The sequence below is a fragment of the Pseudonocardia sp. TMWB2A genome (genome assembly GCF_017312135.1).
On sequence record NZ_QKQY01000004.1, the window covers coordinates 115,555 to 141,867 of the forward strand.

The 26,313-nt window shown below is 68.9% G+C and carries 27 protein-coding genes and 1 pseudogene; 17 read left to right on the plus strand and 11 right to left on the minus strand.

Features of this window, described 5'->3' with window-relative positions; all coding sequences use genetic code 11:
- Positions 1-183: 183 nt before the first annotated feature.
- Positions 184-1,413 (minus strand): AMP-binding protein, encoded by a 1,230-nt coding sequence (locus DMP17_RS45700; protein ID WP_337832930.1) that lies wholly within the window; start codon positions 1,411-1,413, stop codon positions 184-186.
- Positions 1,414-2,135: 722 nt separating this feature from the next.
- On the opposite strand from DMP17_RS45700, the gene DMP17_RS45705 reads away from it, so the two are divergent.
- Both DMP17_RS45705 and DMP17_RS45710 read left to right on the plus strand, forming a co-directional pair.
- On the plus strand, positions 2,136-3,794 hold the full coding sequence (locus DMP17_RS45705; protein ID WP_337832931.1) for a PHA/PHB synthase family protein: 1,659 nt from the start codon (positions 2,136-2,138) through the stop codon (positions 3,792-3,794).
- Positions 3,791-4,645, plus strand: a complete 855-nt coding sequence (locus tag DMP17_RS45710; protein WP_337832932.1) for an alpha/beta fold hydrolase — start codon at positions 3,791-3,793, stop codon at positions 4,643-4,645. The genes DMP17_RS45705 and DMP17_RS45710 overlap by 4 nt, the downstream gene beginning before the upstream one ends.
- A 1,400-nt stretch (positions 4,646-6,045) precedes the next feature.
- On the opposite strand, the gene DMP17_RS45715 is transcribed toward DMP17_RS45710, so the two are convergent.
- Both DMP17_RS45715 and DMP17_RS45720 read right to left on the minus strand, forming a co-directional pair.
- Complete coding sequence (locus DMP17_RS45715; RefSeq protein ID WP_337832933.1) at positions 6,046-6,474, minus strand: type II toxin-antitoxin system VapC family toxin; 429 nt, start codon at positions 6,472-6,474, stop codon at positions 6,046-6,048.
- On the minus strand, positions 6,471-6,758 hold the full coding sequence (locus tag DMP17_RS45720) for an AbrB/MazE/SpoVT family DNA-binding domain-containing protein (protein ID WP_337832934.1): 288 nt from the start codon (positions 6,756-6,758) through the stop codon (positions 6,471-6,473). Before DMP17_RS45720 ends, DMP17_RS45715 begins: the two co-directional genes overlap by 4 nt.
- A 477-nt stretch (positions 6,759-7,235) precedes the next feature.
- On the opposite strand from DMP17_RS45720, the gene DMP17_RS45725 reads away from it, so the two are divergent.
- From DMP17_RS45725 to DMP17_RS46635, 3 genes are all read left to right on the plus strand, one after another.
- Complete coding sequence (locus tag DMP17_RS45725) at positions 7,236-8,417, plus strand: LuxR C-terminal-related transcriptional regulator (RefSeq protein WP_337832935.1); 1,182 nt, start codon at positions 7,236-7,238, stop codon at positions 8,415-8,417.
- Positions 8,418-8,602: 185 nt separating this feature from the next.
- Complete coding sequence (locus DMP17_RS45730) at positions 8,603-9,139, plus strand: hypothetical protein (RefSeq protein ID WP_337832936.1); 537 nt, start codon at positions 8,603-8,605, stop codon at positions 9,137-9,139.
- Positions 9,081-9,617: a DEAD/DEAH box helicase gene (locus DMP17_RS46635; RefSeq protein ID WP_443218004.1), complete on the plus strand. Its 537-nt coding sequence runs from the start codon at positions 9,081-9,083 to the stop codon at positions 9,615-9,617. The genes DMP17_RS45730 and DMP17_RS46635 overlap by 59 nt, the downstream gene beginning before the upstream one ends.
- On the opposite strand, the gene DMP17_RS45735 is transcribed toward DMP17_RS46635, so the two are convergent.
- Positions 9,530-10,540, minus strand: a complete 1,011-nt coding sequence (locus DMP17_RS45735; protein ID WP_337832937.1) for a carbon-nitrogen hydrolase family protein — start codon at positions 10,538-10,540, stop codon at positions 9,530-9,532. The genes DMP17_RS46635 and DMP17_RS45735 overlap by 88 nt on opposite strands.
- Positions 10,541-10,633: 93 nt before the next feature.
- On the minus strand, positions 10,634-10,795 hold the full coding sequence (locus DMP17_RS46640; protein WP_443218005.1) for a hypothetical protein: 162 nt from the start codon (positions 10,793-10,795) through the stop codon (positions 10,634-10,636).
- Positions 10,796-11,517: 722 nt separating this feature from the next.
- Here DMP17_RS46640 and DMP17_RS45745 point away from each other — a divergent pair.
- The 8 genes and pseudogenes from DMP17_RS45745 to DMP17_RS45780 all read left to right on the plus strand — a co-directional run bounded on the left by DMP17_RS45745 (position 11,518) and on the right by DMP17_RS45780 (position 16,234).
- Entirely contained in the window at positions 11,518-11,706 is a 189-nt protein-coding gene (locus DMP17_RS45745) for a hypothetical protein (protein WP_337832938.1), read from the plus strand.
- 73 nt (positions 11,707-11,779) lie between these two features.
- Positions 11,780-12,061: pseudogene (locus DMP17_RS45750) on the plus strand (type II toxin-antitoxin system death-on-curing family toxin); the annotation flags it as partial.
- Positions 12,058-12,207, plus strand: coding sequence for a hypothetical protein (locus DMP17_RS45755; RefSeq protein WP_337832939.1), 150 nt, complete (start codon positions 12,058-12,060; stop codon positions 12,205-12,207). The pseudogene DMP17_RS45750 and the gene DMP17_RS45755, both read left to right, overlap by 4 nt.
- 473 nt (positions 12,208-12,680) lie before the next feature.
- Complete coding sequence (locus DMP17_RS45760; protein WP_337832940.1) at positions 12,681-13,778, plus strand: hypothetical protein; 1,098 nt, start codon at positions 12,681-12,683, stop codon at positions 13,776-13,778.
- Between the two features lie 80 nt (positions 13,779-13,858).
- Positions 13,859-14,128 (plus strand): hypothetical protein, encoded by a 270-nt coding sequence (locus DMP17_RS45765; protein WP_337832941.1) that lies wholly within the window; start codon positions 13,859-13,861, stop codon positions 14,126-14,128.
- A gap of 107 nt (positions 14,129-14,235) precedes the next feature.
- Complete coding sequence (locus tag DMP17_RS45770; protein ID WP_337832942.1) at positions 14,236-15,504, plus strand: DUF4259 domain-containing protein; 1,269 nt, start codon at positions 14,236-14,238, stop codon at positions 15,502-15,504.
- Positions 15,505-15,546: 42 nt separating this feature from the next.
- Complete coding sequence (locus DMP17_RS45775; RefSeq protein ID WP_337832943.1) at positions 15,547-15,726, plus strand: hypothetical protein; 180 nt, start codon at positions 15,547-15,549, stop codon at positions 15,724-15,726.
- Positions 15,727-15,865: 139 nt separating this feature from the next.
- Positions 15,866-16,234 (plus strand): Fic family protein, encoded by a 369-nt coding sequence (locus tag DMP17_RS45780; RefSeq protein ID WP_337833024.1) that lies wholly within the window; start codon positions 15,866-15,868, stop codon positions 16,232-16,234.
- A 285-nt stretch (positions 16,235-16,519) separates the two neighbouring features.
- Here DMP17_RS45780 and DMP17_RS45785 read toward each other — a convergent pair whose 3' ends face one another.
- Positions 16,520-17,152 carry an ATP-binding protein gene (locus DMP17_RS45785; protein WP_337832944.1) on the minus strand — a complete coding sequence of 211 codons (633 nt, stop codon included), beginning with the start codon at positions 17,150-17,152 and terminating at the stop codon, positions 16,520-16,522.
- Between the two features lie 643 nt (positions 17,153-17,795).
- On the opposite strand from DMP17_RS45785, the gene DMP17_RS45790 reads away from it, so the two are divergent.
- Positions 17,796-18,293, plus strand: coding sequence for a hypothetical protein (locus tag DMP17_RS45790; protein ID WP_337832945.1), 498 nt, complete (start codon positions 17,796-17,798; stop codon positions 18,291-18,293).
- Between the two features lie 115 nt (positions 18,294-18,408).
- Here DMP17_RS45790 and DMP17_RS45795 read toward each other — a convergent pair whose 3' ends face one another.
- The 4 genes from DMP17_RS45795 to DMP17_RS45810 form a co-directional block, all read right to left on the minus strand.
- Positions 18,409-19,152 carry a TatD family hydrolase gene (locus tag DMP17_RS45795; protein ID WP_337832946.1) on the minus strand — a complete coding sequence of 248 codons (744 nt, stop codon included), beginning with the start codon at positions 19,150-19,152 and terminating at the stop codon, positions 18,409-18,411.
- Positions 19,149-20,519 (minus strand): Qat anti-phage system QueC-like protein QatC, encoded by a 1,371-nt coding sequence (gene qatC, locus DMP17_RS45800; RefSeq protein ID WP_337832947.1) that lies wholly within the window; start codon positions 20,517-20,519, stop codon positions 19,149-19,151. The genes DMP17_RS45795 and qatC overlap by 4 nt, the downstream gene beginning before the upstream one ends.
- On the minus strand, positions 20,516-20,938 hold the full coding sequence (locus DMP17_RS45805) for a hypothetical protein (protein ID WP_337832948.1): 423 nt from the start codon (positions 20,936-20,938) through the stop codon (positions 20,516-20,518). The genes qatC and DMP17_RS45805 overlap by 4 nt, the downstream gene beginning before the upstream one ends.
- 305 nt (positions 20,939-21,243) lie before the next feature.
- A complete protein-coding gene (locus tag DMP17_RS45810; protein WP_337832949.1) occupies positions 21,244-23,229 on the minus strand; it encodes a KAP family P-loop NTPase fold protein in 1,986 nt (661 codons plus the stop codon).
- Positions 23,230-23,456: 227 nt separating this feature from the next.
- Here DMP17_RS45810 and DMP17_RS45815 point away from each other — a divergent pair, with 227 nt between their 5' ends.
- The 3 genes from DMP17_RS45815 to DMP17_RS45825 all read left to right on the plus strand — a co-directional run bounded on the left by DMP17_RS45815 (position 23,457) and on the right by DMP17_RS45825 (position 25,253).
- Positions 23,457-23,774 carry an antitoxin VbhA family protein gene (locus DMP17_RS45815; RefSeq protein WP_337832950.1) on the plus strand — a complete coding sequence of 106 codons (318 nt, stop codon included), beginning with the start codon at positions 23,457-23,459 and terminating at the stop codon, positions 23,772-23,774.
- Positions 23,771-24,388, plus strand: a complete 618-nt coding sequence (locus DMP17_RS45820; protein WP_337832951.1) for a Fic/DOC family protein — start codon at positions 23,771-23,773, stop codon at positions 24,386-24,388. The genes DMP17_RS45815 and DMP17_RS45820 overlap by 4 nt, the downstream gene beginning before the upstream one ends.
- Positions 24,389-24,824: 436 nt before the next feature.
- Positions 24,825-25,253 carry a histone-like nucleoid-structuring protein Lsr2 gene (locus DMP17_RS45825; RefSeq protein WP_337832952.1) on the plus strand — a complete coding sequence of 143 codons (429 nt, stop codon included), beginning with the start codon at positions 24,825-24,827 and terminating at the stop codon, positions 25,251-25,253.
- 189 nt (positions 25,254-25,442) lie between these two features.
- Here DMP17_RS45825 and DMP17_RS45830 read toward each other — a convergent pair whose 3' ends face one another.
- Positions 25,443-26,309 carry a PfkB family carbohydrate kinase gene (locus DMP17_RS45830; protein ID WP_337832953.1) on the minus strand — a complete coding sequence of 289 codons (867 nt, stop codon included), beginning with the start codon at positions 26,307-26,309 and terminating at the stop codon, positions 25,443-25,445.
- Between the last annotated feature and the right edge of the window lie 4 nt (positions 26,310-26,313).

Consider the following 26,313-nt stretch of genomic DNA (forward strand, 5'->3'; position numbering starts at 1 on the left):
CTGGGAGTAGGAGATCGCGCAAGCCTGTCGTCGTTGGTGGAGACGAGACCGTCGACCGGCCCGGTTCGCGAGCTGACGACGGAATCTCGATGACCTGGCCGACGAGGGGAGCGCGACTGCCCGGTTCACTGGATCGCGCTTGCGCCGGCTGGCGGGTCGCCGAAGCGTCGCCCGCATGTTCGGTTACCGATGGTCAGCCGTGAAGTGGCTGACCCGGGTCAGGAGTCCGTCCACCTCCCTGCGCACCACGTCTCCCGAGCGGAACCACCCCCCGGCGCCCTCCTCCGGCAGAGAGGCGGCCGGGCCGTGTCCGTCGAAGAGTTGCGGTGAGCGGTACACGACCTCGCCGACCTGGCCGACCCCGACGTCGGCACCCGTGGCGTCGACGACCCGCATCTCCACGAACAGCACCGGTCGGCCGTAGGAGTTCGGGTGGTCGTGGTGTTCGGCGGGGGAGAGGACCGTCGCCAGCGAGGCGATCTCCGGTCGCCCGGAGACGGTGTAGAAGCCCAGGCCCGGGGCGCGGGCCCGGAGGACGTCGAGTGCCGGCTGGGGGAGGCCTGGTGCGCTGCAGAACGCCTTGTGCAGCGACACCACGTTCCGGGCATGCACGGAGTCGTCCTCGGCGAGGCGGGTCCAGAGCTCCGGTGGCAGGAACAGCGCTCCGGCGTCGTGCTCCTTGATCCGTTCGAGGATCTCGGCGATGTCGGCGGTGGAGGTGACCGCGTTCGCCGCCCCCACCGCGAGATAGGGCAGGAGGAACGCGTGGAGGGAGGTCGGCAGGTGGTGGCCGATGACGTGCAGGGGCCGGTCCTCGGGGTGGCACTCCAGGGCGATGACGGCCGACGCGCAGGCATGTACGAGGGCGCGATGAGTCAGACGGATCGCTCGCGGGTCCTCGCCGGTGCCGAGGTCGTAGAGGAGTTGGAGCGGTGCGTCGTCGGGGACGCTGTCGTCGTCGCCGGGGACGGGGCCGCGGCGTGCGGTCTCGACCAGCGAGGTCGGGTCCCCGCTCAGGGAGAGGACGAGAGTCGACCCGGGCACCCCGATGTGGTCCATCCGCGCGCGTAGGTCGGGGTCGACCAGGACGGCTGCGGGGGCGGAATCGGTGAGCAGATGCTCGAGTCCCTCGTCCCGTGTCGTGGGCGGGGCGGGGACGTGTACCAGTCCGGCGCGCGCGCACGCCAGGAATGCGAGCACCGAGGCGTCCGAGCTGTGCCCGATCACCGCCACCCGGTCCCCGTGACGCAGGCCGTGGTCGAGCAGCGCCGCCGCAGCCCGGGACACGGCCGCATCGAGACCGCGGTAGGTCCACGACCTGCCCCCGGACACCAGGGCGGGCCGATCGGCGTACTGACGGGCGCTGCGCCGGACGATGTCGCCGACGGTACTGCTCCGGGCGGTGTCGGTCACCGCGTCGACCCGAGGACGAGGGGGGTGCGGTCGTCGGCTGCTCCGGAGACGGGCCCGCACCCCGGCTTCGTCGTGGACGGTCGCGTGCGCTGCCGCGCAGGCGCGGGCGCGAGTGGTCCGGCAGGCGGTTCGAGCTGTCGGGCGTCCGGTCTCGGGGCCACTGCCATCGGAGGCACCTGCTTCTCTGACATCGTGGGTGCTCGCCTCGGCGGGATCGGCCGAGGCACGAGCGGGGAGTCAACAGCAGGTCGTGGGTTCGCCGCACCGAACGGGCTCGTACGGACCAGAAGTCGCCCCCTGCGGGAGAGAGTCGTCGTGACCGGCACCACGCGGGTCGCGGCACCGAACCTCGGTGGGCGCGGAGCGGATCGGACTGCGGGACCGGCAGGGACCGCACGGGTCGCGGTCGGGGTCGGCGCGGCGTCCAGCGTCACATCTGACCGTCCGACGACACGAGTCGCACTCAGATACAGTCACACCTGACTGTTTCTGCTTGGTCGATCGATCCGGGGTCGAGGGACCCCGGCGGCGCGTACGACATCGCGCGGTCGCCCGTCATCGACGACGGGCGTGGCGGCTTCGCCCGTCCTGTCCATGGCGATCGGAACGGGCAGAACGTCGAGCCCACTCCTGTCAGGAGGGGCCGTCGGACGACCACGACCTGATCGGAGATCGACGCTCATGCCGGGTGTTCCGTTGATGGCCCACGAAGGACGTCTGCGATGACCGCGGCCGCGAGCGTCGGCAGGCGCGGAGCGGTCGCCCTGCCGCCGTGGCGTGACGTCGTCGGCGGTGCCGGCCACCTCGTCGCCCAGGTGGGGCCTCTCGCGAGCGGCGTGGTCGCACTGGGTGGTGAGCTCACCCGGGTCGTCCGCGGCACCTGCGAGCTGGCGCCCGGCGCCCGGGACCGGCGTTTCGCCGACCCCGCATGGGTCGACAGTCCGCTCTACCGGCGGGTGGCGCAGACCTACCTGGCCGTCGACGCCGTCCTGGGCGGACTGCTGCGCGGGGTCGAGACCTCCGGCGCGAGCTGGCGGACGATCGAGCGGGCCCGGCTGGCCCGCTCGGTGATCGGCAGCACGCTGGCGCCCACCAACACCCTGCCCGGCAACCCGGCCGCGCTCCGGCGTGCCGTCGAGACCGGCGGCGGGAGCCTGCTGCGCGGTGCGCGCAACGTCGTCGCCGACGTCCTGCACAACGGTGCGATGCCCTCTCAGGTCGACGCCCGGCCGTTCGTGGTCGGACGGGACACCGCGATCAGCCCGGGGGCCGTCGTCGCGCGCGACGAGGTGGCCGAGCTGATCCAGTACACGCCGATGACCGCGCGGGTGCGTCGGCGGCCGCTGGTTGTGGTGCCGCCCCCGATCGGCCGCTACTACTTCCTCGACCTGCGGCCCGGCCGCAGCTTCGTCGAGTTCGCCCTGTCTCACGGCCACCCCGTCTTCATGATCAGCTGGCGCAACCCCGGCCCCGACCAGGCCGATCTCGGCGTCGACGACTACGCGGCCAGGGTCGTGTCCGCCTACGAGACCGCGGCCGCCGTCAGCGGCAGCGACGACGTGGACACGCTGGCGTTCTGTGCCGGAGGGATCCTCACCACCGCCACCCTCGCCCACCTGGCCCACATCGGTCGTGCCGACCTCGTGCGCAGCGCCGCCCTCGCGGTCACCCTGCTCGACTTCGACGTGCCCGCCCCGATCGGCGCGTTCTCCTCGCCGAGCCTGCTCGCGATCGCCGCGGCCCGATCGAGTGTCGAGGGCGTGATCAGCGCCCGGTCGCTGGGCGCCGTTTTCAGCTGGATGCGCCCCGACGATCTCGTCTGGTCCTATGTCGTCAACAACTACCTGATGGGCCAGGACCCGCCCGCCTTCGACATCCTCGCCTGGAATGCCGATGGCACCAATCTGCCCGCGCGTCTGCACCGGGAGTTTCTCGAGGTGTTCGGGGAGAACCGGCTGGTCCGCCCGGGCGCGGTGACCGTGCTGGGCAGCCCGGTCGATCTCGGTGCCGTCGGACAGCCGGTGTTCGTCACCGGCGCGCGCACCGACCACCTCACACCGTGGTCCGGCTGCTATCGCACCACCCAGCACCTCGGCGGCGAGGCCACTTTCGCCCTGTCGAGCTCGGGTCACGTCGCGAGCCTGGTCAACCCGCCGGGCAACCCTCGGTCGTCGTTCTCGATGGGACCGGCCGAGGGGACCGCCGCCGAGTGGGACGCCGCGCACAGCGCACGCACCGGCAGCTGGTGGGAGGGGTGGGCGGAGTGGGTGTCCACAACCTCGCCCAGCGCGGAGCGCCGCGCACCGCGCGCCCTCGGCGACGACCTCCACCCGGCGCTCGACCCCGCGCCCGGTCGCTACGTGCGCGACCTCACCGCGTGACCGGCGACGTCGGGGCCCCCCGGGCGATCGAGCAGCGGGTCCGGATCCACGGGCTCGACGTACATGTCTCCGTGCGTCCCGGGCCCGGGGACGCCACCCCGCTACTGCTGCTCATGGGCGTCGGGGGCAACTCCGAGATGTGGCACCCGGTCCGCGACATGATCGGCGCCACCCGCACCACGGTGTCGTTCGACGTGCCCGGCACGGGACGGTCGGCCACCCCGCCGATCCCGCTGCACCTGGGGCTCATCGCCACCATCGCGACCCGGGTGCTGGACCTCGCGGGGGTCGAGCGGGCCGATGTGATGGGGGTGTCGTGGGGCGGGCTGCTCGCCCAGCACCTCGCGATCGTGCATCGCCGCCGGGTCCGTCGGGTCGTGCTCGCCAACACCCACTACGGCCTCGGGGGGATCCCGGCTTCGCCGAAGGCGCTCGCCACGCTGATGTCTGTCCGGCGGTTCCGGGACTCGCAGGCGTTCACCGAGGCACTGGCGTCGTTCGGGGGGACCGCGGACGGGAGGTCGATCCCGGAGGCGCTGCGTGGCCACGTCGCGGCGCGGCTGGCGTGCCCGCCCACTGCACGCGGCTACCTGTTCCAGATGTTGTCGATCTCGACCTGGTCCAGCCTGCCGTTCCTTCCGCTGCTGCGCCGCCCGACCCTGATGCTCGCCGGCGGTGCCGACCCAGCCGTGCCGGCGGTCAACGCCCGGATCATGAACGCTCTGGTACCCGACTCCGAGCTCGTCGTGGTCCCGGACGGCGGGCACCTGATGCTCTTCGAACGAGCTGACGAACTCGTCCCGGTGGTGGAGCGCTTCCTCGGACCCGACACGCGGAACCCACACGGGTGAGCCTGGACAGCGCTCACCGGAGCCGACCACGGCGGCTTTCGGGCAGGCACCGGTTGCGCCACCACGACCGACGGTCCGGCTCCGCCACTGTGCACGTCGGCTTCCCAAGCTCTACGGTCAACCGGGATCGAGGACTTCGGAGAACACATCCGAGGCCTCTGCCCCACGTCCGGGCGGGGCCCGGGTGCGTCGCACACCCGGGCCCCGCTGTGGGGGACATGCGGGGATCCCCCACCGTGGTCGAGTGCTGGGGGGAAGCCCGACCACGAGTTCACGACACTCGGCACGTCACCTCACGACAGTCTGCGACCAGGCAACCGTCGACCTGGTCACCAAGGCCACTGATGCCCGCGTAGCCGACTGCGGGCAACCGACCGATGTCGTCCGCGTCGGCGGAGGCGACCCAACCACACAAGCACGACGAAGCTCCTTCGCGACGAGGCGTCGTGTATAGGGGTCATCCACTCGCCGGTGATGTGCCCGAGTTAACGAGGATCCCCTCTGCTGGACACCCTCTGTTCGCGAACATACCGACAGATGTGACTGTAAGTACAGACTTAGCTCGCGTCCGTCAGCGGTCGAGTGCCGAAAGATGCAGCGCATCGCCAGTGGCGCGCCGGCGCGCCCCGCAGCGGGTGGCGCGGTTCTCTGGTCGGACCTGTTCGCTGCCCCCCTGCCGCCGTCGACGGTCACTCCCGAGGTGTCTCCGTCGAGGCTCGCGACGACGAGACCGGGCAGGTCGCGACCGTGGTCGCGTGCAACGCCCTCGCTCGATCTTCTACCTGCGGCGCGTCAGGCTCATGCGGCGCTGCAGCGTTGCCTGCCGGATCAGGCCCCTGGCGTTCTGTGCGGCGAGACCGACGAATGCGGCCGCAGCCTACAGATCCTGCTCATCACGCCGTGTTGAGCACGCGTCGCAGGCAGGGTGGGTACGAGAGGCCGGGACGTCCTCGAAGGGACGGTCCCGGCCTCCCTGATGGCTGAGTGCCTGCTCCCCAGTAGCCCCCAGCAAGCGTGTGACCCTCAGTCTGCGCCGTCGGATCGCCACGCGCGCGTGGCGTTACCTGACCGATATCGACCGGTTGGCCCGCTCCGTGCTGCGCGTCGAGTGCCCGCGTCGGATGCATCCATGGTGCTGCTCCCCGCGTCCCTCGGCTGCTGCAACAGGCGGCGCCGCCTAGTCGCCCACCCGCAGGCTGCTTCACTCATATACAGTCAGATCTGACTGTTTTCGTGGTGTCGTGACCCGTCCGCTGTGCGCTGACGGCACCTGGCGCCCTCCACATGCAGAGGACGACCCCGATCCCGGGCTCGCAGCCGCTTGACGAACCCATAGAGCCACCCCCGCCTACTTCGCCCCTGGTAACACGTTCTTTAACGGCGCCCCTGCATCCGTGGGTCTAGCGAATGGGTACGACCATCACGCCGACCTTGAGTTGAGTCCAGGCAGTGTCAGCGGTGATCGCGGGTCCGGCTAAGCGGGTGGCCAGGGCCAAGCAGCACCGGTCGCCGAGCGAGAGTCCGGCGGTGCGGGTGGCCGGCCACAGGGTCGCGGCGGTGACGGCGTCGGTGGCGGTGACCGGTTCGATGCCGATCCCCAGGGTGCGCAGCTGGCGCAGGGTGCGGTCGGCGTCGACGCCGCGCTGGGCCAGCTTCTGGTAGATCTCCGAGAGGTTCACCGCCGAGATCACCGCTGCCTCGAGGTAGCTTTCGACGACGTCGGCGCCGGGCTCGGCGCGCAGCCAGGCCAGCACCGCGGAGGCGTCCAGCACCGCCGGGCCGGGGGAAGCGGCGGAGTCACTGACCGCAGCCAGGTCCGGTCCGGTCACGAGGAGGTGTCCTCGGTCGCGGCCTCGGCCCGGCGCTCGGCGAGCAGCTCGTCGGCGGCCGAGTCTTGCGGGTCGCCCTGCCACTCCGCGGCGATCTCCCGGCGCATCCGCGCGACCAGCTGCGCCCGGGACTCCATCACCACCCGCCCGTCCTCGACCGACAGCAACAGCGTCGACCCGGCAGCCAACCCCAGATCACGACGTACCTGCGCGGGGATCAGGATCCGGCCGTCCCGATTGACGACGACCTCGGCACGTCCCGCATCGTCCACCTGCTCCGACATGCCAGTAAGCGTACCGCAGGTATGGCCGTAACCTGTCAGGCTGCACCGCCTAACGACAGGGACAGCAAGTCGCTTACACACAGTAGGCCGTCAGAGTGATTTCTAGTCGGCGCCACTGGTGCCGGAAGGGCAACTTTTACAGTCATAGCTGACTGTTTAGGACCGTCCTGGCAACGCGTCAAACCGACGAAGGCATCTTGAACTGGCCATACGTTCACTGCCTGAGGTTCGACTTCAAGCCGACTGAGGCAAGGCAAGCATTAACAGTCGTGACTGACTGTTATGTGGCCAAACACCTCCGAGCGCGGCGGCACGCATCGCACCGGGCGCTGCCTCGTTGGAGCAGGTACCGCGGGCCCAAAGTGGTCACGCTCGGTGATGTTGGCAGGGAGGTCAACTATGGGTGAGCGGATGAGTCGTGTGGCCTACATGCGCCGCTGTGACTCCGGCGACCGTTGGCCCGGACAGGGACGTGGGATGCCGCGGGCCCAGTCGTCGCGCGTGGTGGACCTCCTGCTGGCCGCCCGCCGCCTCCTCGACGACGGCCGCCTCCCGCACCCCGAGCACGTCGTCGACCTCGGGTCGGCCCGCGCGGTGCTGCGGTCGGTGTGGGCCGAGGCCATGTCCTCGCTCGGCTCCGGCTCGGCGCCGTCGCCGGAGCTGGTGAGCATGCTCGGCGAGGTCAAGGAGATCGACGAGCAGCTCCTGCTCGACCAGCTCGCCCACTCCGACCGCGCCCTGCAGCGCGTCCGCGCCGCGCTCGCCCAGCTCGGGGAGGCCCGCACCAGCACCGCCCTGCTCGACACCGCCGCCTCGACCGCCTGCGGCCTCGGCTTCGACCGCTCGATCGTCTCGCGCGTCGCGGACTCCCTCTGGATCCCCGAGCGCGTGCACGTGGAGCGCGACCCGGCCTGGGCCGAGGAGATCCTCGCGATGGGGCGCACCCACCCGCAGACCCTCGACGGCCGGATCGTCGAGTCCGAGATGGTCCGCCGGCGCACCTCCCTGCTGGTCGACGAGGTGCAGGAGCGCCCCGGGATCAACCGGCCGATCGCCGACGCCTCGATGTCGCGCAGCTACTGCGCCGCGCCGATCGTGGTGCACGGCGTCGTCGCCGGGTTCGTCCACGCCGACTGCTACTACCAGCAGCGCAACGTCGACCCGCTCGACCGCCAGCTGCTCACCCTCTACGCCCAGGGGCTCGGTCAGGCCCTGTCCCGCACGATGGTCCTCGACGAGATGGACCAGATCCGGGCCGACGTCGACCGGCTCGCCCGCCGCGTCACCGACGCCCGTGAGGGCGACCTCGGCGACGGCTGGTGGGGCCACGGCGAGAACGGCCAGGCAACTGAGGGCATTCCGTCCGCACACACCGATTCTCGGCGCGGTGTCGTCGACGGCTTCCTGCGCTCCGCGCCGGTCGACCCGTCGCTCACCCGCCGCGAGGTCGAGGTCCTGCGGCTGATGGCCACCGGCGACACCAACGGTCGGATCGCGGCCAGGCTCGTCGTCTCTGAGGGCACGGTGAAGTCGCACGTCAAGCACATCCTGCGCAAGCTCGGCGCGGCCAACCGCGCCGAGGCGGTCTCTTATTGGCTGCGGGCCGAGCACAACCGGACCCACCGCGATGCAACGGAGGCAATGGCCACGCATCGGTGACCGCCGGTCTGCCGGCCTCACCTGCCACGAGCAGTCGCAGCCCCGTCATCCCTCGGACATGGGAGCGCCGGGCAAGGACCACGGCCGCCAGTGACAGTCGATTCTGACTGTAAGACGGGTGCGAACAGAGCTGCGGCCTGCCTCGCCCCGACCGAACCGACTCTTTTCAGCAAGGACGACGACTCATGAACGCGCCGCCGGACAACCCAGCAATCCCCCTGCGGTCACAGCAGCGTTCGCTGTGGATCATAGGTACCGACCATGCGGCTCGTTGGATGGCCAACCTGCTCGCTCCCATGGCCGGTGAGGGCTGGGACATTCAGATCTCCCACGAGAGCATCCGCGCCGGCGCGCAGGATCTGGTCAATCGCAAGCCCGGCCTCCTCGTCGTCGATCTCACCGTGGTAGTCGACACCGAGGACCTGGGCTGGTTGCGACAGATCCTGCTCTGGCCGCGTATGCCAGGCACGGTGCTGGTGGCCCGCCACCGAGCAGACCACGCGAGAGCGGCAGCATTCCGATCTGTCGGTAACCACCTCTTCGTGCCCTGTGAACGCAACGACGCTGACCTACTGCCGACCGTGCAGAAGATGGCTCGGTACGTGACGGGCACAAGGGGCAACCGGCCAAGCCTCGACGAGCTTAGGCCGTCCGTGACGGAGATTGCGCAGGTGGTGTCCAGAGACCAGCGGGGACCACGAGCCGCTCGGACCGCTTCCTGATGCTCAACCAAGGGGCGCGTGTACCCCTCTTACCCGCGCCCTGACCCTGGCGCTGACGCGAACGGCTCGGCTACATCACCGCGATGGAATAGGTCGGCACCTCAGTAGCCCGGACGTTGTGCTGGAGCTACCGACCGGTGCCGGGAAGACATTGCCTGGGCTGCTGATCACCGAGTGGCGCCGCCAGATGTTCGGCCGCCCCGTGGTCTACGCGTGCCCGACCCAGAACCTCGCACGCCAGACCGCCCGCGCGGCAGAACGTGTAGGGCTCGACATCGTGATACCCGTGTGCGCCGGATGGCAGCGTCACCTCGAAATTCGCACGCGAAGCGGGCGCATACACTGGGTGGACGCCCAGTCCTGGCCCGGGGGGTCCGGGGGTGCCCGGCGTCAGCGCCCGGCAGGAACCTCGTCGGGCAGGTCGGTGACGTATCGACCCTGCCACGGGTGCCGCCCCAGGGCGTGCCGGACCCGGTAGGTCGCGGCGCCGTGCGCGTTGGTCACCGTCCAGGCGAGGCGGGTGGCGACGCTCAGCGGCGGGATCCAGTACATCGGCCCGACCGGGTCGAGCGGCTCCGGCTCGGCCAGGGTGACGGTCGCGGCGACGTGCCCCTCGCCGTCGGCGGCCGTCAGCCGGGCCAGGATGGTGCCGTCCCGCTCGACAATCTGGGTCTCGCCCACCATCTCCGTCGTCCACGGGACCCGGCGGGCGAACGGCGTCTCGAAGGTGATCGGCCCGACGTGCGACGGGTGCACGACCGGCGCGCCGATCATCCGGGCCATCTGGCGCGGCAGCTCCCGCGCGTGCTGCAGCTGCAGCGCGTGCTCGCGGCGCAGCACGCCGCGCAGCGGCGCCGGCCAGTTCAGCGGGTACGACGGCCAGCACATCCCGCCGAGCAGCAGCCGGACCCGCCCGCGGAGCCGGGCCGCCGTCCGCGAGCGCGCCCACTCCCAGCCGTTCGCGACGCCGACCGGCACGTCGCCGAGCGCCGCAAGCGCGGTCACCCCGTCGTCGTCGCCGCCGGTGTAGTAGTTCTGCTCCCACATCGTGGGGATGTCCTTATCGTGCAGGTGCGCCCGGCCGTCCGGCTCGGCCAGGACGTAGGTGCCGTAGGCGTGCGCGCCGCGCTGCGCCACGAATCCGCCGCCGACGACGACCCCGAGCTCGCGGGCCAGTCTGCGGTAGAGCTGCATCGGGGCGCCGTCGACCGGCGACACCACCGACCGGAGCCGGCGGTCGTACACGTTGGGCGAGGTCGCCGCCTCGGGCAGCGTCACGACGTCCGGGCGGTGGACGGCGACGGCGTCACGCACCAGCGCCTCCACCCGCGCCAGGTTCCGCTCGACCGCACCCAGCTCGAGGGCCGGCTGCACGGCCGCCACGGTGATCCGACGGTCCACACCGCACTCCTCACGTCCGAGCCGCGCGACGTCGCACGGCGTCCTCCGGGCACCCGCGACGTGCGGGGCCCCCGGCGGACCGACCGTAGTGGATCACCGGCGAGGAGGGCCGTCCCCCAGTTCGGGGAGGTCCTCGTAGCGCCACTCGGTCGCGGCCACGGCGGCGGCGTCGTCGCGCTCGCGGGCGCGCAGCTCGACCGTGTGGATCTTGCCGGAGATCGTCTTCGGTAGCTCCGCGAACTCCAGCCGCCGCACCCGCAGGTAGGGCGCCAGGTGGTCGCGGGCGTGCGCGAGGATCGCGACGGCCGTCTCCCGGTCGGCTCGTGCCCCGGGGCCAGCGCCACGTACGCCTTCGGGACACCGACGGCTCCCCGGTGCTCTCGCCCTGCTCGATGAGGCGCTTCTCGTGGGCGTTGATGAACCGCCGGGCCTCCTTGGAGATCCCGCGGGGGTAGCCGACGCCGCGGCCGGCCCAACCGGAGAGGACCCCGGTGAGGCGGCGCCGGGCGGTGGCCGGGCTCCGACCCTCCTGCTCGCAGAGCCAGCGGGCGAAGGCAACGAGGTGTGCCGGGTCGGCCCGCAGCGGCTCGGGCTCGTAGCCGTCGGCCTCGGCGGGGACCCAGAAGGTGAGCCAGCTCCGCCAGTCGCTCTCGAACGCCCGGCGAGTGTTGTCGGAGCCGACGTCGGCCATCGTGGCGGCGGCGAGCTCGCGGAGGGTCGGCTTCGTTGCGGGGTGGTCCGGTGCGGTGTCGCAGGACGGTCACGAACGCTTGCCGTGGACGCCACGGTGCGGTAGGCGCTGGTGGTCCCGGCAGGATCTGAGCCTGCGTCGCCAACCCGGGGCCGCTTCCCGCCGGAGCCGGGTTCACCGCCGGTGCACCGGAACGGTACGGGGACTCGAACCCCACGGAACTCAGCATCGTGGGCCGCTGGACGACAGGACCGGGTGAACCACCCGAGGCGTTACCCTGGGGGGCGTGAGCGAGACCGAGCAGCACACCGATCAGGGCCGCGTCCACTGGGCCGTGCGCGCCGGCGACGGTGTGCAGCGGCGGGCCGCGAACGGCGCGGTCATCCCGCCGGGGCCGGTCGAGTCCCGCGAGGAGATCGCGGCCGCGATGATGGAGGACTACGCGCAGGCGTTCGCCCGGCTCGCCGACCTGTGACGGTCTACCTCGCCGCGGAGGATCTCGTCTTCTTCGGTGGGAAGGCGACCGGCGCGCCGCTGGTGGTCCGAGACGGGGGCTGGTCGAGTCCGCGCTGCACCGCCCGCAGGCGACCGCGTTCGGGCAGGACGCCTACCGTGACGTGTGGTCGAAGGCCGCGGCGCTGCTGCAGTCGATCGCGACGAACCACGCGCTGGTCGACGGGAACAAGCGCACCGCGCTCGCGTGCACGTACGCGTTCCTGCGGATGAACGGGTGCCGGATCGCCCTGTCACAGGACGCCGCGGTCGACCTCGTGCTCGCGACCCGGTCCCGCCCGCGCCGCTGGTGCTGCCTGCGCCGCCCCCTGCGTTGATCCCGGCTCCGGGACGGCTCGGCGGGATCGTCTACGGCGTCGACGGGGAGTCGTTCCGGCGTGTCCGATCGCTCATCCTCTGCTCGACGATGTTCGTCGTCGCCGTCGGGTACGCGGCCGGGCAGATCATCCCCGGCGCGGTCTGACCGGACCCCTCGGAGAGCCTGCGGCCCGTCCTCGACCTCGTCGAGGGCGGGCCCGTGTGTTCTACGGCCAGGAGACGACGTGGACGACGTCGTCGCGGACGCACACGTGCCGGCCGGACGGGGGTTGCCCCACACGCCCTGTGCGAGGTGCCCGCAGCGCGAGCACGACCGCGAGGAGACGGTGACGTGCAGACCGTCGGGTGGTTGAGACTCGTGGGTGCGGATGGCCGAGGAGGCTGTCGGTCATCCGCTGCAATATGACCAAACAGTTTGTCGTAGTCCGTATTATCGGCTCGTTCTTGGCAGCTCCGCCGAGCGGTCCACAGCGGCGCGCCACCGTTCTGCAGACGACGCCAGCCGTGCACTCGATGCGGTCGCGACGTGGCTGACCTGCCCGCACTGCGCCCGTCCGCGTCGGAGGCGGACCGCAACGGCGCTAGGGCTGCCGTGCTTGAGCACGACAGAATGCCCGGATGCGGACACTCTTCGACGGTGAGCATCCCGTCAGCTACAGCCAGTTCCATCTCGGGACGGGAACGCCACCGGTCGAGGGCTGGGTTATGGACGACTGCTTCGCAGGGCAGTGCAACGGGCTGTGTGGGGCGGCAGAACGCGGCCAGCTGATGCTGATCACCGGGTTGCACACCGGGCGCGTCCCGGTCACCGTCGAGCTCCACGACACCGCGCCACCGGTCCCCGAGCTGCCCGAGGTGGTCGAGGTGGCGTTCCCCGTCATTCGGGGCCCGGTCGGGCTGTACAGCGACTTCATCGACGACCAGGCCGACCTCGCGCTCGCACCGGACTTCTACCGGGTCCGCTACTGCGCGGCCGGCATGGACCAGGCCCGGGCCATGGACTGCCGTGTCGACGACGACCCCGCCCTCGACCGGTATCTCCTCCAGTTCTGGCCTGCCCCCATCGAGCCCGACCGCGTGATCCGCACGACGAGTGAGATCGCCACGTACTGGCACTCCCACGCCGCCGCCCTGCCGGCACCGACGCGCACATCGAGTGAACGCGCACGCGCCGTTGCCAACGACCCGAAGTACGCCCGAAAGCGGCTCATTTACCGGAACCTGCTGTGGGCCGGACAGCAACCTGACGGACCCCTGGGGACCGTTGAGCTTGCCCGCACACTCGTGCTGCTCGACCGGGCACTGGCCGATGACCTCGTCGTACTCCCCGCCTCGACACAGCGCGACCTCGCCCTGTGGACCGCGCGCCGCGCCATCACCGACACCCGCCTCGACCAGGTCCCGTGGATCTCCGACGCCCTGTCCCACCTCGGACACACGGACCTTCCCGGAGTACTCGCAGACGAGAGCACCGCGCTGCACGCGCTCGGAGCGACACCGGACGTCCCCCGCACTGTCGTCACCTCTCCCGACGAACACGGCGTCCCGCTGCTCGCCCAAGCCGCTGCGCTCCCCGCCCTGTCCGCGGCGATGAACCCCGACCCGACCGTGGCACTGCTCGACACCGTCCACCATGCTCTGCACGCCGCCGGCGCCGAGAACCACCGGGCCCTGCTCGACGATCTACGCGCCGCCGCTCGTATGAACGAACGGTGAGTGATGTCCTGCATCGCACTGCGTATAGAACGTAGGGCGGGACCCCGATGAGTGGCGGGCGACGCGGCCGGTGGCAGCCGGTGCGCGACGCGGTCGCGCTGGCGGTGAACACTGCCGACCTGGAGGGCCTCCTCGACCTCGGCGCCCCTGGCACCGAGTACACCAACCAGATCGATGCCCTGACCGGTCTCGTCCTGCGAGGGGGCCTGCCCATGGACGCCGTAGCAGGTGTGTGGGAAGACTCGTTCGGCCCCGAGAGTGCAGCCATCGGGAAGCCAGCAGAGTTCGCGGGTCTCGTCGAGCAACTCGAGAAGACCTCCTCCAGGTGGGTGGCGCACGACCGCAGCTAGACGACGAAGGCGAGTCGGTGCCTCACCAACAGCCGGTGAGGTCAGGAACTGCTGGCGTTCTCCTCGTATCGTGATCATGCGCCGACAGGTTTGCGGTGGGGGAGAGTATGGGTGCGTGGGGCGGTGGTCCGTTCGATAACGACGACGCCGCGGACTGGCTCGATGAACTGGACCAGTCCGATGATCCCGCCGCCACGCTTCGCGCGGCCTTCACCTGTCTGCCGAGGGCAGGAACGGTCGAGGCCCCCGACGGATACGCCGCGCTGGCCGCGGTGGTGGTCCTCGCCTCGCTCGTCGGCGGCCCACAGCTCGACGACGATCTCGACATCACCGACGCCCAGCTCGCGCGGATCGCTGTAGACCCCGAACTCATCGGCGCCGCGCGAGCAGCCCTTCGCCGTCTGGACAGCGAGGACAACGAGCTGCAGGCCGTCTGGGCCGCCACGGTGGAGGGCGGGGCCCAACGGACGTTCCTCGCAGAGATGGACGGCGTACTCGCGACCTACATCCCCGGTGCGCCTGTGGTGGTGCGCCGATCATCGGGACCGGGCCCGGATCACGCGCATTCGGTGCCGACCGCAGACCTCGACGACACGACGGTCACCGAACTCGACCGCGATTCCGTCCGTACATTCACCGTCCCGGGCCGCCTCTGGTCGGAGAAGGAGACCTCGCTCTACGTCCGCAAGGGCTACCGTGGCTTTCTCTATATACCGCCGGTCCCACGTTCGTCGAGCACACTCGACTTCGTTCGAGATTTACCCGATCTGAAGTCGGTCGTAGTCGCTGACCGACCGGGGAACGATTCGGCGATCTTTGAGATCAGCACCCTTGAATATCTGGCCTTGGATTACACATCATCGAAAGCTGCAGACCTCACCACGATCGCAACGTCCGTTCGCGATCTGCTTATCGGCTGGCGCCCGAATCTGCACGTCCCCACTTCCCTTAGGCTGCGCAGCCTCACCGTCCACGGTTGCACCGCACGGAGTCTCGCGTTTATCGCCGATCAGCCGGAATTGCGCGAGCTCGATCTCACCCTCACACGAAGCCACACGATCTCCATGACGGACGTGCCCGACTGTCCTGTACTCACTCGACTCGACATCACCCACGGAGCCGTCGCCGGTCTCGACACCGCCAGGCTCCCAGCGAGTCTTCGTACCATCGAGTTCTCATCGGTCACCGATATCGATCTCGGATTCCTTCGGACGCTCCCCGGATTGACCCGCCTCTATCTGCACCGATGCACCGTTCGCTCCTTCGCCCCCTTGACCGACTGCCCCTGGTTGCGCGGGAAGGTCTTCGGTGAGCGCACCACCGCGTTCGATCACGACCCCACCCTGCTCCGGCAGTTTCGCGACACCCCATGGTGACGCGACCCTGCCGCTCCAGGTCTCGGGCCTAGTCTGCTGCAGGTGAAGCGTCGGTTGATCTCCATGCGCGTGGCTCAGGACGATCTCGCGCTCTCACCGGGCCGAGCTACCGACGTTGAGCTTGGTAGCCCGCTCGACTCCTTCGGGCAGGAGTGGCTGCTCGCATCGCACACGGTCACGCTGCTCGACGACGGAACAGCCCTCTTGACCTTCGTGCTCTAACGCCGCGGCTGGTAGTACCTGGCCGATATCTGCACGATGTTTCGCAGAGTCGGCGTCCATATGTGGCACAGCCGGGGGGCTCCCCGTTAGGGGGCGCGATCCGCGGCGAGCTGCACGGTGTGCTCTCGCTAAGGGACAGCTGTTCTGCCTCCCTCAACACCTCGAGACCTTCGCCGCCGACATCTTCACCCGCCTCCACACCCAACACGTGCTGCGCGGACGTGACCTCGACGGCTTCGTCACCGGCCTGGCCGAGCTACTGGGCGACATCAACGCCCTGCACCCGTTCCGGGAGGGCAACGGGAGCACCCAGAGGGCGTTCCTGGCCCAGCTCGCCCACGACGCCGGCTACGAACTGCGCTGGACCACGATGGACCCGGCCGAGAACAACCGCGCGTCCTCGCTCTCGATGGCCGGTGATAGCTCCGCCCTGCACACCATGCTCGTCCGCCTCATCAGGCCACTCCGTCAGCTACCCCAGTCACGGCCGGCATCCACCGACAGCTGAGCAGCGCCTCCGCTCGACCTCGGTCCAACTCTCGGCGGCGGTGTCGCAAACTCATCGGTCAGCGAGGCCCCACATGGCAAGAGCCTCCGGCGGCCGGGCTCGGCCCGAGCCAGACACCGTCCGCAGATCCGGGGAGTGCGGCAGGGGCTGGGCCTGTGGGGAAGAAACCCCCGCCGGTGGGTCACGGACGATACGCGGACGCGGGCGGCTGGTCCGTGCTTGCGTCGCTGCTCAGGGCCTGTTTGGCAGCTCTCTGTAAACCGTTCGGCTCGCTAAGTGAGCCCTTCAATCTGCCCTCTCGGGCAACGGTGAACTCGGATTCCCAGCCGGAGTCCGTTGGTCCCGGAGCTCAACGGTGAGCGGCAGCAATCTTTCGAGGCGATGCCCGAGGTCGGTCGCGGTGCTGGCGATGCCAGGCAGATCGGGGCGAGGCCTGAAAGTCACAGTGGTGCCTGTCGTCCCATCGGTTGGTGCGGGACTCAGGTCCTGGACGGGCAGGCCGTGCTCGTAGCGTTGGGTCCAGGCACCGTCGTGGCGGCGGTTGGTGTGAACGAGAACGTCGCTGGAGCCTGCGACGACGGACATGCCCCGGCGCGGGAAGCCGTCAAGGAGAAGCTCGGCGGTGGGGTCGTCGAAAAACCGAACGTCTCGGGTGGCCATAACGGGTTTGCGCACGAGGCGGCCGGTTTGATCAGTGCGTGTGTCGGTACCGCGCCCGTTGTCTGTGACGTCGATGGTGCCGTCGGCGTGCAGCGTGACGGTGGCGTGCCCGGTCCCCTTACTGGACGCCTCGTCCCGAGCGTAGGCGAGTACTTCGAGGAGGAGGTGCCAGACCGAGCGCGCGAAGGTAGACGGGTCAGCCTGGATGCGTCGAATGTGCTCGAGGTCGAGCGTGCGGGTCCACTCGTGCGTGGTCACGGCCCAGTTCTCGGGATGGCTTTGCACCCGAGTTAGGATGACAGCGGCGTTCTCCGGTGTCATCCGCTGTGACCTGCGGTCCGGTGCCCGAGGGGCAGCGAGTGCCCGCTCTAGGCCTGCCCGGATCGGGGATCGGCTGCGGGATCTACAGATCGACTGTCATAATTCCTATTATCGGCTTGACCGGGCAGGCCGACGTCGGACCTTATCCACGTCTGCAACCAGACCGGACACACCTACATTGCTCAGTCGTCAACGCTCCGCCGACCAGCGAACAGGTGGCGTCACGTCGGCCTCACGGGCACAGCGCTCACCCTCTGAGTGAGGGACCTCGAGGGCTACAGCAGCCAGGATGCTCGACCATGGCCTGCTAGGCCGTGGATCGGTGTCGCGGGCACGGGACACTCACTCATGGTTCCAATCGGTCGCGCGCTATCATTCGCAGTGGCGGCCGCGGCCCGCCTGACTCCGTGCTGTGGGTGCCCACGTCGCTCCGCGCTTATACGGACAAGCTGTCTCCGACGCAGCCGCTTATCTAGTCAGTTCGCCCGAGCCCTCGGCGGGGGACGTGGGGCTCCGCGGGAGGACCACGATGAGCAAGAGCAGTCGCCGGCGCGCGCGGACTCGCGCCACACGAAGTGAGATGACCGAAACCGGGGACAACTTCACCCGAGCTGCTGCCGCAGCTGCCCGGCCTGGCGCGATGAGCATTGACGCTACAGAGTCATACGAGTTTGAGATACTTGGTCGCGTCCTATACGAGTTACAGCGCGGCACCGAGTCGATCGCCGAACTCTGCACGTGGCTCGACTTCTGGCGCCAGAAGCGCTTGGGCCATTCCCGGTTCATCATTGAATGGTCGGGCGGCCCCTATGCCGAAGAGGTCCACGAGAGCCTGCTCCGCGCCATCGCCGCCGACCCTGAGTCGAGCCACCCTTTTCCCTACCCCATCACGACCGCCCGAGGCTGCGCCCCGGATCATATGGCTTGCAACGTTGCGATCGGCGGAGTTCCGTTTCTGCTGCGTTCCCTCACCCCGGTAGGGTGGGAGACCGCGACGACACGCAACATCACCGAGCTCTTCAGCGCTTGCGTGGAACTTGGGCGATCGACTCCCGCACCTCCGGAGGCAACGTCGTGACGGCACCAACTCTCGCACCACCCTACGATTTGGGCATCGGTGCTGGTCGTCAGCGCGATCCCGAGCCTGGGAGCGATCTGCTTGATAGGAATCGCAGTCGGACACGCCGTGATACTTACGGAAGCTCATGCCCCGCGACAGTCCGGAGGTTACCCACGACGACTGCTCTGGCTTCTGCGGTGGTCATTTCCCAGCCTTTGGCAAGGGTCTGGATCACGGCGGGCAGGTCGGCGGGTGTGGCGGATCGGTTCCCAGCTCGGCTGTAGGGTCCGTCGGTCTCAAGTAAGGTGCGGCTCAACGGGAGCAGGCGGAGAAGGGCTGTGCCGGATCTCGATCGGAGCATGGCCGGATTGACCGAGAAGTACATCCCTGCGGCGAGCGCGTCCTCCGCCATGGAAAGTGGTCCTGTGAACCAATGCAGGATCGCGCGAACCCCTGCTCCGGTGAGCCGCCCGATGGTCTCCTTCTCCGCGCCTCGGCTGTGAACGGTGACAGGCCGGGTACGCAGCTGCGCATCTGCGAGGATGCCCTCGAAGACCTGGAGCTGACGGCGTCGTGTGGGCAGGCCCGCTCGAGAGAAGTCGAGGCCGATCTCTCCCACCCAGTCTGCGCCGGGCAGGAGACGGAGAAAGCGGGCAAGGTCGTGCGGACCCGACGAGCCGGCTCGCAGAGGGTGGAGGCCGAGGGCGACCGAGACGCCGTCGCGCCTGCCGAGGCGCGTACGTAGCGAGCGATACTCGCCGGGATCCTCGGAGACGGCGACGACCCGCACGTCAACGGCCTGTGCATCGTCGAGGATCTGCACAGGGTTCGGGTACGCGGCGAGATGGCAGTGGGTGTCCGTCAGGGCCGTGCTCATCGCGCGCTGCCGATCACTCGGCCGAACTTGTCGTTCCCGGATTGGAGCCAGCTGCGCAGCTCGGCCAGCCCTCGCCGCCAGACGGCGGTGAAGGCAGCTCGTTCCCCGGGGGGGAGAGGGCCGTTGCGTAGGACGTCCCGATCCGGAGCATCGGCGGATGCAGCCATCAGCACGGCACGGAGGTCTGCTCCGCGGCGGCTCCGGCCACCGAGAAGGAGTTCTCGGTCTGCATCGGAAAACACGTCGTAGGCGTACTCGGTGTTATCCCACCCCACGTGCGCGAGCGACGCCCGCCGGATGAGGCAGGGGAAGCAGTACCCGCAGTTGCCTTGCCGGCGCCCGACGTATCGGGCGGTCTCGGGGTGCGAGCAGGAGACGCTGAGCGGTGCGAGAGCACGGAGCAGGGTGGGGTTGCGGGATCTGGCGAGCATCTCGCCCTTCGTCTGGAGGCGGTAGGGGTTGTTCAGTGGGTTGGCGACGCCCAGCGCCGCAGTCGCTGTCTCGTACCGCTCGAAGAAGTGCGGATGTGTGGTGCGTGTGCTCGCGCTTCCTACGCGTGCTCGGGTCAGGGGGACGTTCACACCGATGAAGCCGTTTTCCGGGACGATCACCGGGGTCGCGGGTCCGTCGGCGGCCGCTAGGGCTGTTGCGACGGAGAGGAAAAGGAACGAGCGCGAGCGAGTCGTGTTCTCGCGTGCTCGGGGTAGTGGCCGGGCTTGGTGTTTGTTCACCGGAGCGGGCCGGAGGAAGAACCTCCGGGAGATGAACCTCTCCTGGCCGTAGTGAGCGGTGAGGGCGTCGAGGAGGATCTGTTGAGCGGTGGAGGCCTGGCCACCTTCGTGGTGAGACAGTAGGCAGAGCCGACGATCGGGGGCCTCCTCCAGGAGGTCGATTGCACCGCAGAGCGAGTCCAACCCGCCTGAGAAGAGACATACGGCGTCAACACCCAACCCCAGCGGCGGGCCGCTCATCTCCTCCACGTCTTCGGTGACGGCGAGCGGTCGATGCGTGGCTGCGTAGGGCTGAATGGTCCAGTGATCGCCAGTGAGGAAACTCAGAGCCGACTCGAACGCCTCACTGGGCCACTGTTTGACGCTCTCGGCAGGGAACCGGAGCGCGATCTGTCGCGTCCAGCCGTCGGCCGCGTCGCGCCGGCGTGTCACCTTGTCGGTGCAGTACACGACTGCGCCGAGGAGCATCAGCTCCTCGGCGGCTTGAGTCGTCTTCCAGCCGTCGAGGAACGCGGCTCCGGTGTCGCCGGTCTGGATCGTCGCCGTTCGGCTGCCGGGCGCCCAATCGAGCAGCCGAACGTGGTCGGGCTCACCGGTGGTAGAGCTGAGCTTGGTGCGCACAAGGTACTCGGTCACGAGATATCATCCTCCATCCCGGCTAGGGCCTCGTAGGTCAAGGCAATCGAGTCCTCCGCGATCGTGCAGCCTTCCGGCCCCGACCAGTCAACGCTGAACGGGTCGTCCGGAATCCGGAGTGAAACCATGAGCTGAATAGTCTCGCGCATCTCATCATCGGCCCGGCGCAAAGCCTGCGGATCCGCAATCTGGCTGAGTCGCTCCGCCACTACAGGGACCCGGTTGTACACATACTGCGCGAGGAATGTCTCGAGGAGCTGTGGCAATGCGTCTCGCGAGACGGTGACGGCGTTGAGATCTGCCCATGAATCCGCCGGGCCGAACACCTCGTCGAGGACATCGCAAGCCGCATCACGGGCCGCCTGGGAGTCAAGGTCATCACCGTCGCCCGCGATGAAGGTGATGAGCTCGTCGAGCACGTCAAATCGGTCCCGCCCGACGAGCTCTGCCAGACCTAACGATCGGAGCGCCTCACCCAGCCCGGCCTCACCGATACTGGCAAGAAGGGCTCCCAGCCGCTGGACGCCTCGTCGTCCTGACCGTGCGCTCGACGCCGCACCGGTTGCTCCGCCCAGGACGGGGACATGGCGTCTGAGGACGCGTCGGGCGCGCACCTCGTCACCGGGGGATCCGCTTCTGAGTCCTCTGACATAGGATGCGGTGGCGTGCTTGAGCGGGGTCCACGCCCCGCCGCTACCGGACGTCCGGTCCGCGGAGGTCCCCACTAGCCCCTGCCGCCGGCCTGCTGTGCCTTGCGAGCAGCACCCACGACGCTTGCGAGTCGCGGGATACCGCTCTGCTCCCATCGGTCGAACAGCGCTGCCACGACCGCCTCATCGGCGGGAAGCCGTCTGACGGCCTTTCCCGCCTCGAGTGGCGGGATCGCGTCGGGAGGCAGTCCTGTGAGCGCATCACAGATTGTCTTCAACGAGTCCGGCGCCTGATCTGCGATCTCGACCGCGGCACCGAAGGCACTGCTGCCCGGGCGGCGCGCTACGGCTTCGAGCACGGCCTCGACGACGAGACCCCGTTCATCGGGCTGAAGTTCCACGATCTGGGTACGGGCGAGGCGACGCACCGCACCCGACTCCGACTGTATGCGGGACACCAGGTCCTGGAGATGCGGTGGCAGTCGAGTAAGTGCGACCCCAAAGGCGAGTCGTCCACGCGAGTACGTGAAGTACGGCGCGAGGTCCACACTTCCCAACGGTGGTTCGAGTCCCAGCCAGGTTCTGATGTGTGGCTTCTCAAGCCAGGACGTGACATCCTCGGGCACTGCAGCCGGTCGGGTGCCACGATCGCGCTTTCCCACGGGCTTCGGCTTAGGAGGTTCCTCGGGAGTTTCGGCGTCGACGCCGTCACCTTCCGGGGGCGGTGCAGGGAGCCTACGAGCGTGGCTCTCCGCCATCGCGAGCTGGCTGATCGGTCCCGGGTTCGTCAGCTGCCAGTCGAAGAGACGCTGGAAATCGGCGAGGTGCTGCTCTTCGAGAGCCATCAGCTTAGCGAGTACCGGGAGATCGAGCTCGATGCCGCGACGCTCCGCGCTGCGGTGGCGGAGAAGCAGGTTGTTCAGAAAGCGCTTGAGCTGACGTGGGTTGCCGCGCAAACCGCTTCCGAGGATCTCGGAGATGCTCGCCGCCCAGTCGAGATCGCGGACAAGCACCCCAGGGACTGCCGCGATGTCATCACGGGCGAAGCCTAGATTGAATGCGACGTGCAAGTTCCCCGCTGCCCGTCGAGCTTGGGTCTTGGCGAGCACGGCAGCGAACTCGTCGGCGCCGAGATGGAGTTCGGCGAGCAGAAGGTTGGCGTAGGTGTCCGCCTCAGGTGCGGACAAGGTAGGAACAACCACTCTGAGCTGGAGCATCTTCTCCAGGTAGTCGGCTCCAATTCCTGTACCGTTCGCACGCCGCAGCTGGGGATACCGGGAGTCGATCGCCGACTCAACGACCGCTTGGTTCAGAGCAAGCACGTAGGCTGTCTTCGGAGTGTTGAGGAAAAGCCGTATGGCTTCGAAGGTATCGACGACGGTCGGCGGGAGACAACGGTCGAGATCGTCGATGAACACCACCACTGCATCGACGTCGTCGAGCCCGCTGACCAAACGTGTGAACTCGTCCCTGAAGGCGCCGGCGTCGACGATCGGCTCCGCACCTGCGGGTCCCTCCGGCGTCGAGGGCGTCGTTGGATCGCGAAGCGCCTTGGCGGCCTCGGAAGCACCTGCCTGGACGAGGGCGGTCCCTACCTCGACGGCACTTGGGTCAAGAGTCGGGTCGATAGCCTGCAACGCGAGCGGCGTAGCGGCACCCGCTGTGCTCAGCACAGCCCTGCCGCCGCGCCGCCCCAAGCGCCCAAGACCACGTGCAAGCCCACGCAGCCTGGACACCTGCTCCTGCTGTTCGGCAGGTACCCGCTCGCTAACGGCGTCGAGAACCGTCGTCATGAGCGCAACCTTGACGTCGTCGTAGTCCTCGTACTGCCACGGGCTGAAGTCGACGCACAGGTATCGCGATGGGGTTTCACCACCCTCTGCGAATCCCTCCAGCTCCTTTCTAGCGATCTTCATGAGGCTGCTTTTTCCTGACCCCCAGTCACCCAGCAGCCCAACGGTGAGCGGCAGTAGACGTCGCTCGGTAAGCGCCACAACTAGCGTGTCCACGAGGAACCCGAAGCCGAGAAGATCGACCTCAGTCTCGTTGTCCGCCCACATCTACTGCTCCAGTCCGGCCGATCGCACGCAGGCCAGAAGGACCGCTGCGCGGTGCGGGAATACAAGGCAGCCTCGGCGCGTGTCGCGATTGTCTCCTTGCTCCTCGCGTGGAGGTTGTCGATCGTTACTACCGGTCGTCGACGCACCACGTCGCGTCCGCGGAGACGCACACACGGCCAACGTGTACTCGAATGTGTACGCGTTCGGGTACACTGGGAGGTGTGTGGGTGCCTGAGGTGCTGTCGTTTCGTGAGTTCCGTACGGCTTTGGCAGCGGCGTTGAAGCGGGTCCAGGACCCGGAGGCGGAGCCGGTGTTCGTGGGCGCGCACCGCAAGCCCGAAGCGGTGGTGATGTCAGTAGCCCGGCACGAGCAGCTGGTCGGGGCCGCGCAGCGGCGTGCTGATGTCGATGAGGCCCTCGCCTCGGTCCGCGCCGAGGGCCTGGAGCCGAGCGCAGAGGGCCTGGCTCTGCTCGACGATGTCGCCGCCGGCTCGGTCAGCACCGACGAGGCTCGTGAGCGTGTCCTGGCCCGTTACCGCCGTTGACCGGCCCGGACCCCTACCTCGACCTCGCCACCGGCGTCCTTCGGAACCGGCTGGGCATCACCGATCCGGCCGAACTCGCCCAGGCCGAGGCCGAGCTCACCGCCCTGCGCCTCATCGAGCTGCGCCAGCAGCCGCTACCCGGGCGCTACGACCTGGACCACCTGCAGGACTTCCACCACCACATCTTCAGCGACCTCTACGACTGGGCCGGGCAGCTGCGCACCGTGTCCATCGGCAAGGGACAGCTGTTCTGCCTGCCTCAACACCTCGAATCCTTCGCCGCCGATATCTTCGACCGCCTCCACTCCGAGCAGGTCCTGCGCGGGCGTGACCTCGACGGCTTCGTCACCGGCCTGGCCGACCTGCTGGGCGACATCAACGCCCTGCACCCATTCCGGGAGGGCAACGGGCGCACCCAGCGCGCGTTCCTGGCCCAGCTCACCGCCGACGCCGGCTACGAGCTGCGCTGGACCACGATGGACCCCGCCGAGAACAACCGAGCCTCCGCGCTCTCGCTGGCCGGTGACACCACCGCCCTGCACACCATGCTCGCCCGCCTCATCCGGCCGCTTCCCCGGCTACCCCGTTCACGGCCAGCTTCCAGTGACAGCTGAGCACTACTTCTGCTTCGACCGCTCTGCTGTTCGGAGTTCGTGAGCCCGGCTGGAGGTTTGCGAGCCGCTCTGGGCCCGTGGTGCACAGAACTGTCGGTGCCCTGTCGCACACTGGATCAGGTGCCTCTCTGCTGTGCGGAAGGATCGTGATGCCAGACCCCGTCATCGTGGCAGGAACCGCATTGTCGAGGCGGCTGCGGTCAGCATTTCAGCAGGCACGAGCTGCTCCCCGAAGCGAGTGAGTCGAGCGGGAGAACGACGCGCTGACCGCACTACGGGTCCTGGCCACCTACCTGGCCTACCACCCCGGCAGCGCGACCGCCCGCGCCATCACCACGACATTGACCAGCGACCTCAACTGCCTGGGGAAGACGGGCCCTGCGCGGACCGTCAACTAGCCTCAGCGCCAACCATTCATGCAACAGAGGGTGACACGATGGCGCGTATCGAGACGGTGCAGTTGATCGACGACCTCGACGGCGAAAGCGCTGATGAAACCGTCTCTTTCGCCCTGGACGGGAAGCTGTTCGAGATCGACCTCAGCGAGGTCAACGCCGCGACGTTCCGCGACAAGCTCGCCCCGTTCGTATCCGTCGCGCGGACCGCGACCGGGGGCCGGCGCGTGCCCCGCACCAATCCGCCCGCGGCCAGTGGGTCGGCCCAGGCGCGGCGCCACAACCAGGCGATCCGAACCTGGGCGCGGGACAACGGATACGACGTCTCTGCACGGGGTCGTATCCCCGCCGAGGTCCTCGCTGCCTACCACGACAACGGTACCGCTACCTCGACCACCGCACCGGCGCCGGCAGCGCCGGACAAGGTCACGCCGGCGACGAAGCCGCAGCCCGCCCAGTTCAGCGGATAACCACCCGAGCCGGGCGACGGACACGGACACCTCAGCAAGGAGGAGAACACTGCCCCCATCGAGAGGGTGCTAGTCCGTCGACCTCACGATCGGGCGAGACCATCTTGGTGTGGCCTCGAGGACGCGGCCGCCGATGGCGCGGGTAGCGGCTCGCTCAGCAGTGACGGCAAGCACACCATCGGCTGGGCGTCAGTTCGTCGCCGACTCGCCTAGTAGCTCGACGAGTGTGGCGAGGGCGGTCCGGGCGCCACTCCCTTCGACTGCCGCCGCCCCCCCTGCGTTTCCAACTGCCAGGCGCGCCGCAGCGGTCAGACCGGCTAACCGAGCCAGCACATACGCCGCCGCAAACGCGTCGCCGGCGCCGACCGGGTCAACAACTGCAGCTCGGCGAGCTGGCACGGCGAGTTCGGAGCCACGATGACGAACCAGTGAGCCACGCGCGCCGAGGGTGACCACCAGCTCACCGGGCACGGCCACACCGAGATCCTTGTACTCGGAGCGATTGACGAAGATGACGTCCGCTTGCGGAACGACATGTTCGGCGACTCTGCTCGACGCGTATAAGCCACCGGGGCTCCAGCACAGCAGCGCATCGGTTCGACGCAGAGCCTGCAGCGCCTCGAGTCCTGGATCGAACACCATCACCGCGTCGTGGCCGCCGTCCAGGGCCTTCAGCAGCTCGTGAGCACCGAAAGCCTCGTTCGCTCCCCGGGCGAGCAGCATGTAGTGCTTATCGTCGAACACCGGGATCACCACCCGGCCGGTCGGTAGGTCCGGGTGACGGCTCACGCGTGAGACGTCTATCCCGCGGTCGCTCAGATCGCGCACGAGCAGATCGCCGTCCGAGTCCTGACCGACGGCACCGGCCACGTCGACCGAGACTCCCAGAGCGGCCAGGGCGGAGGCACAGTTGCCCGCATGCCCGCCGACGAGGGTCTGCGCCGACTCCACCGCCACCGCGCCCTCGTCGAGCGGTTCTGCGGCGGCACGCAGGACCAGGTCGATGTTCAGCGATCCGACGACCAGTACTCGAGCACGGGCCGCAGTGAGTCGCATCTGG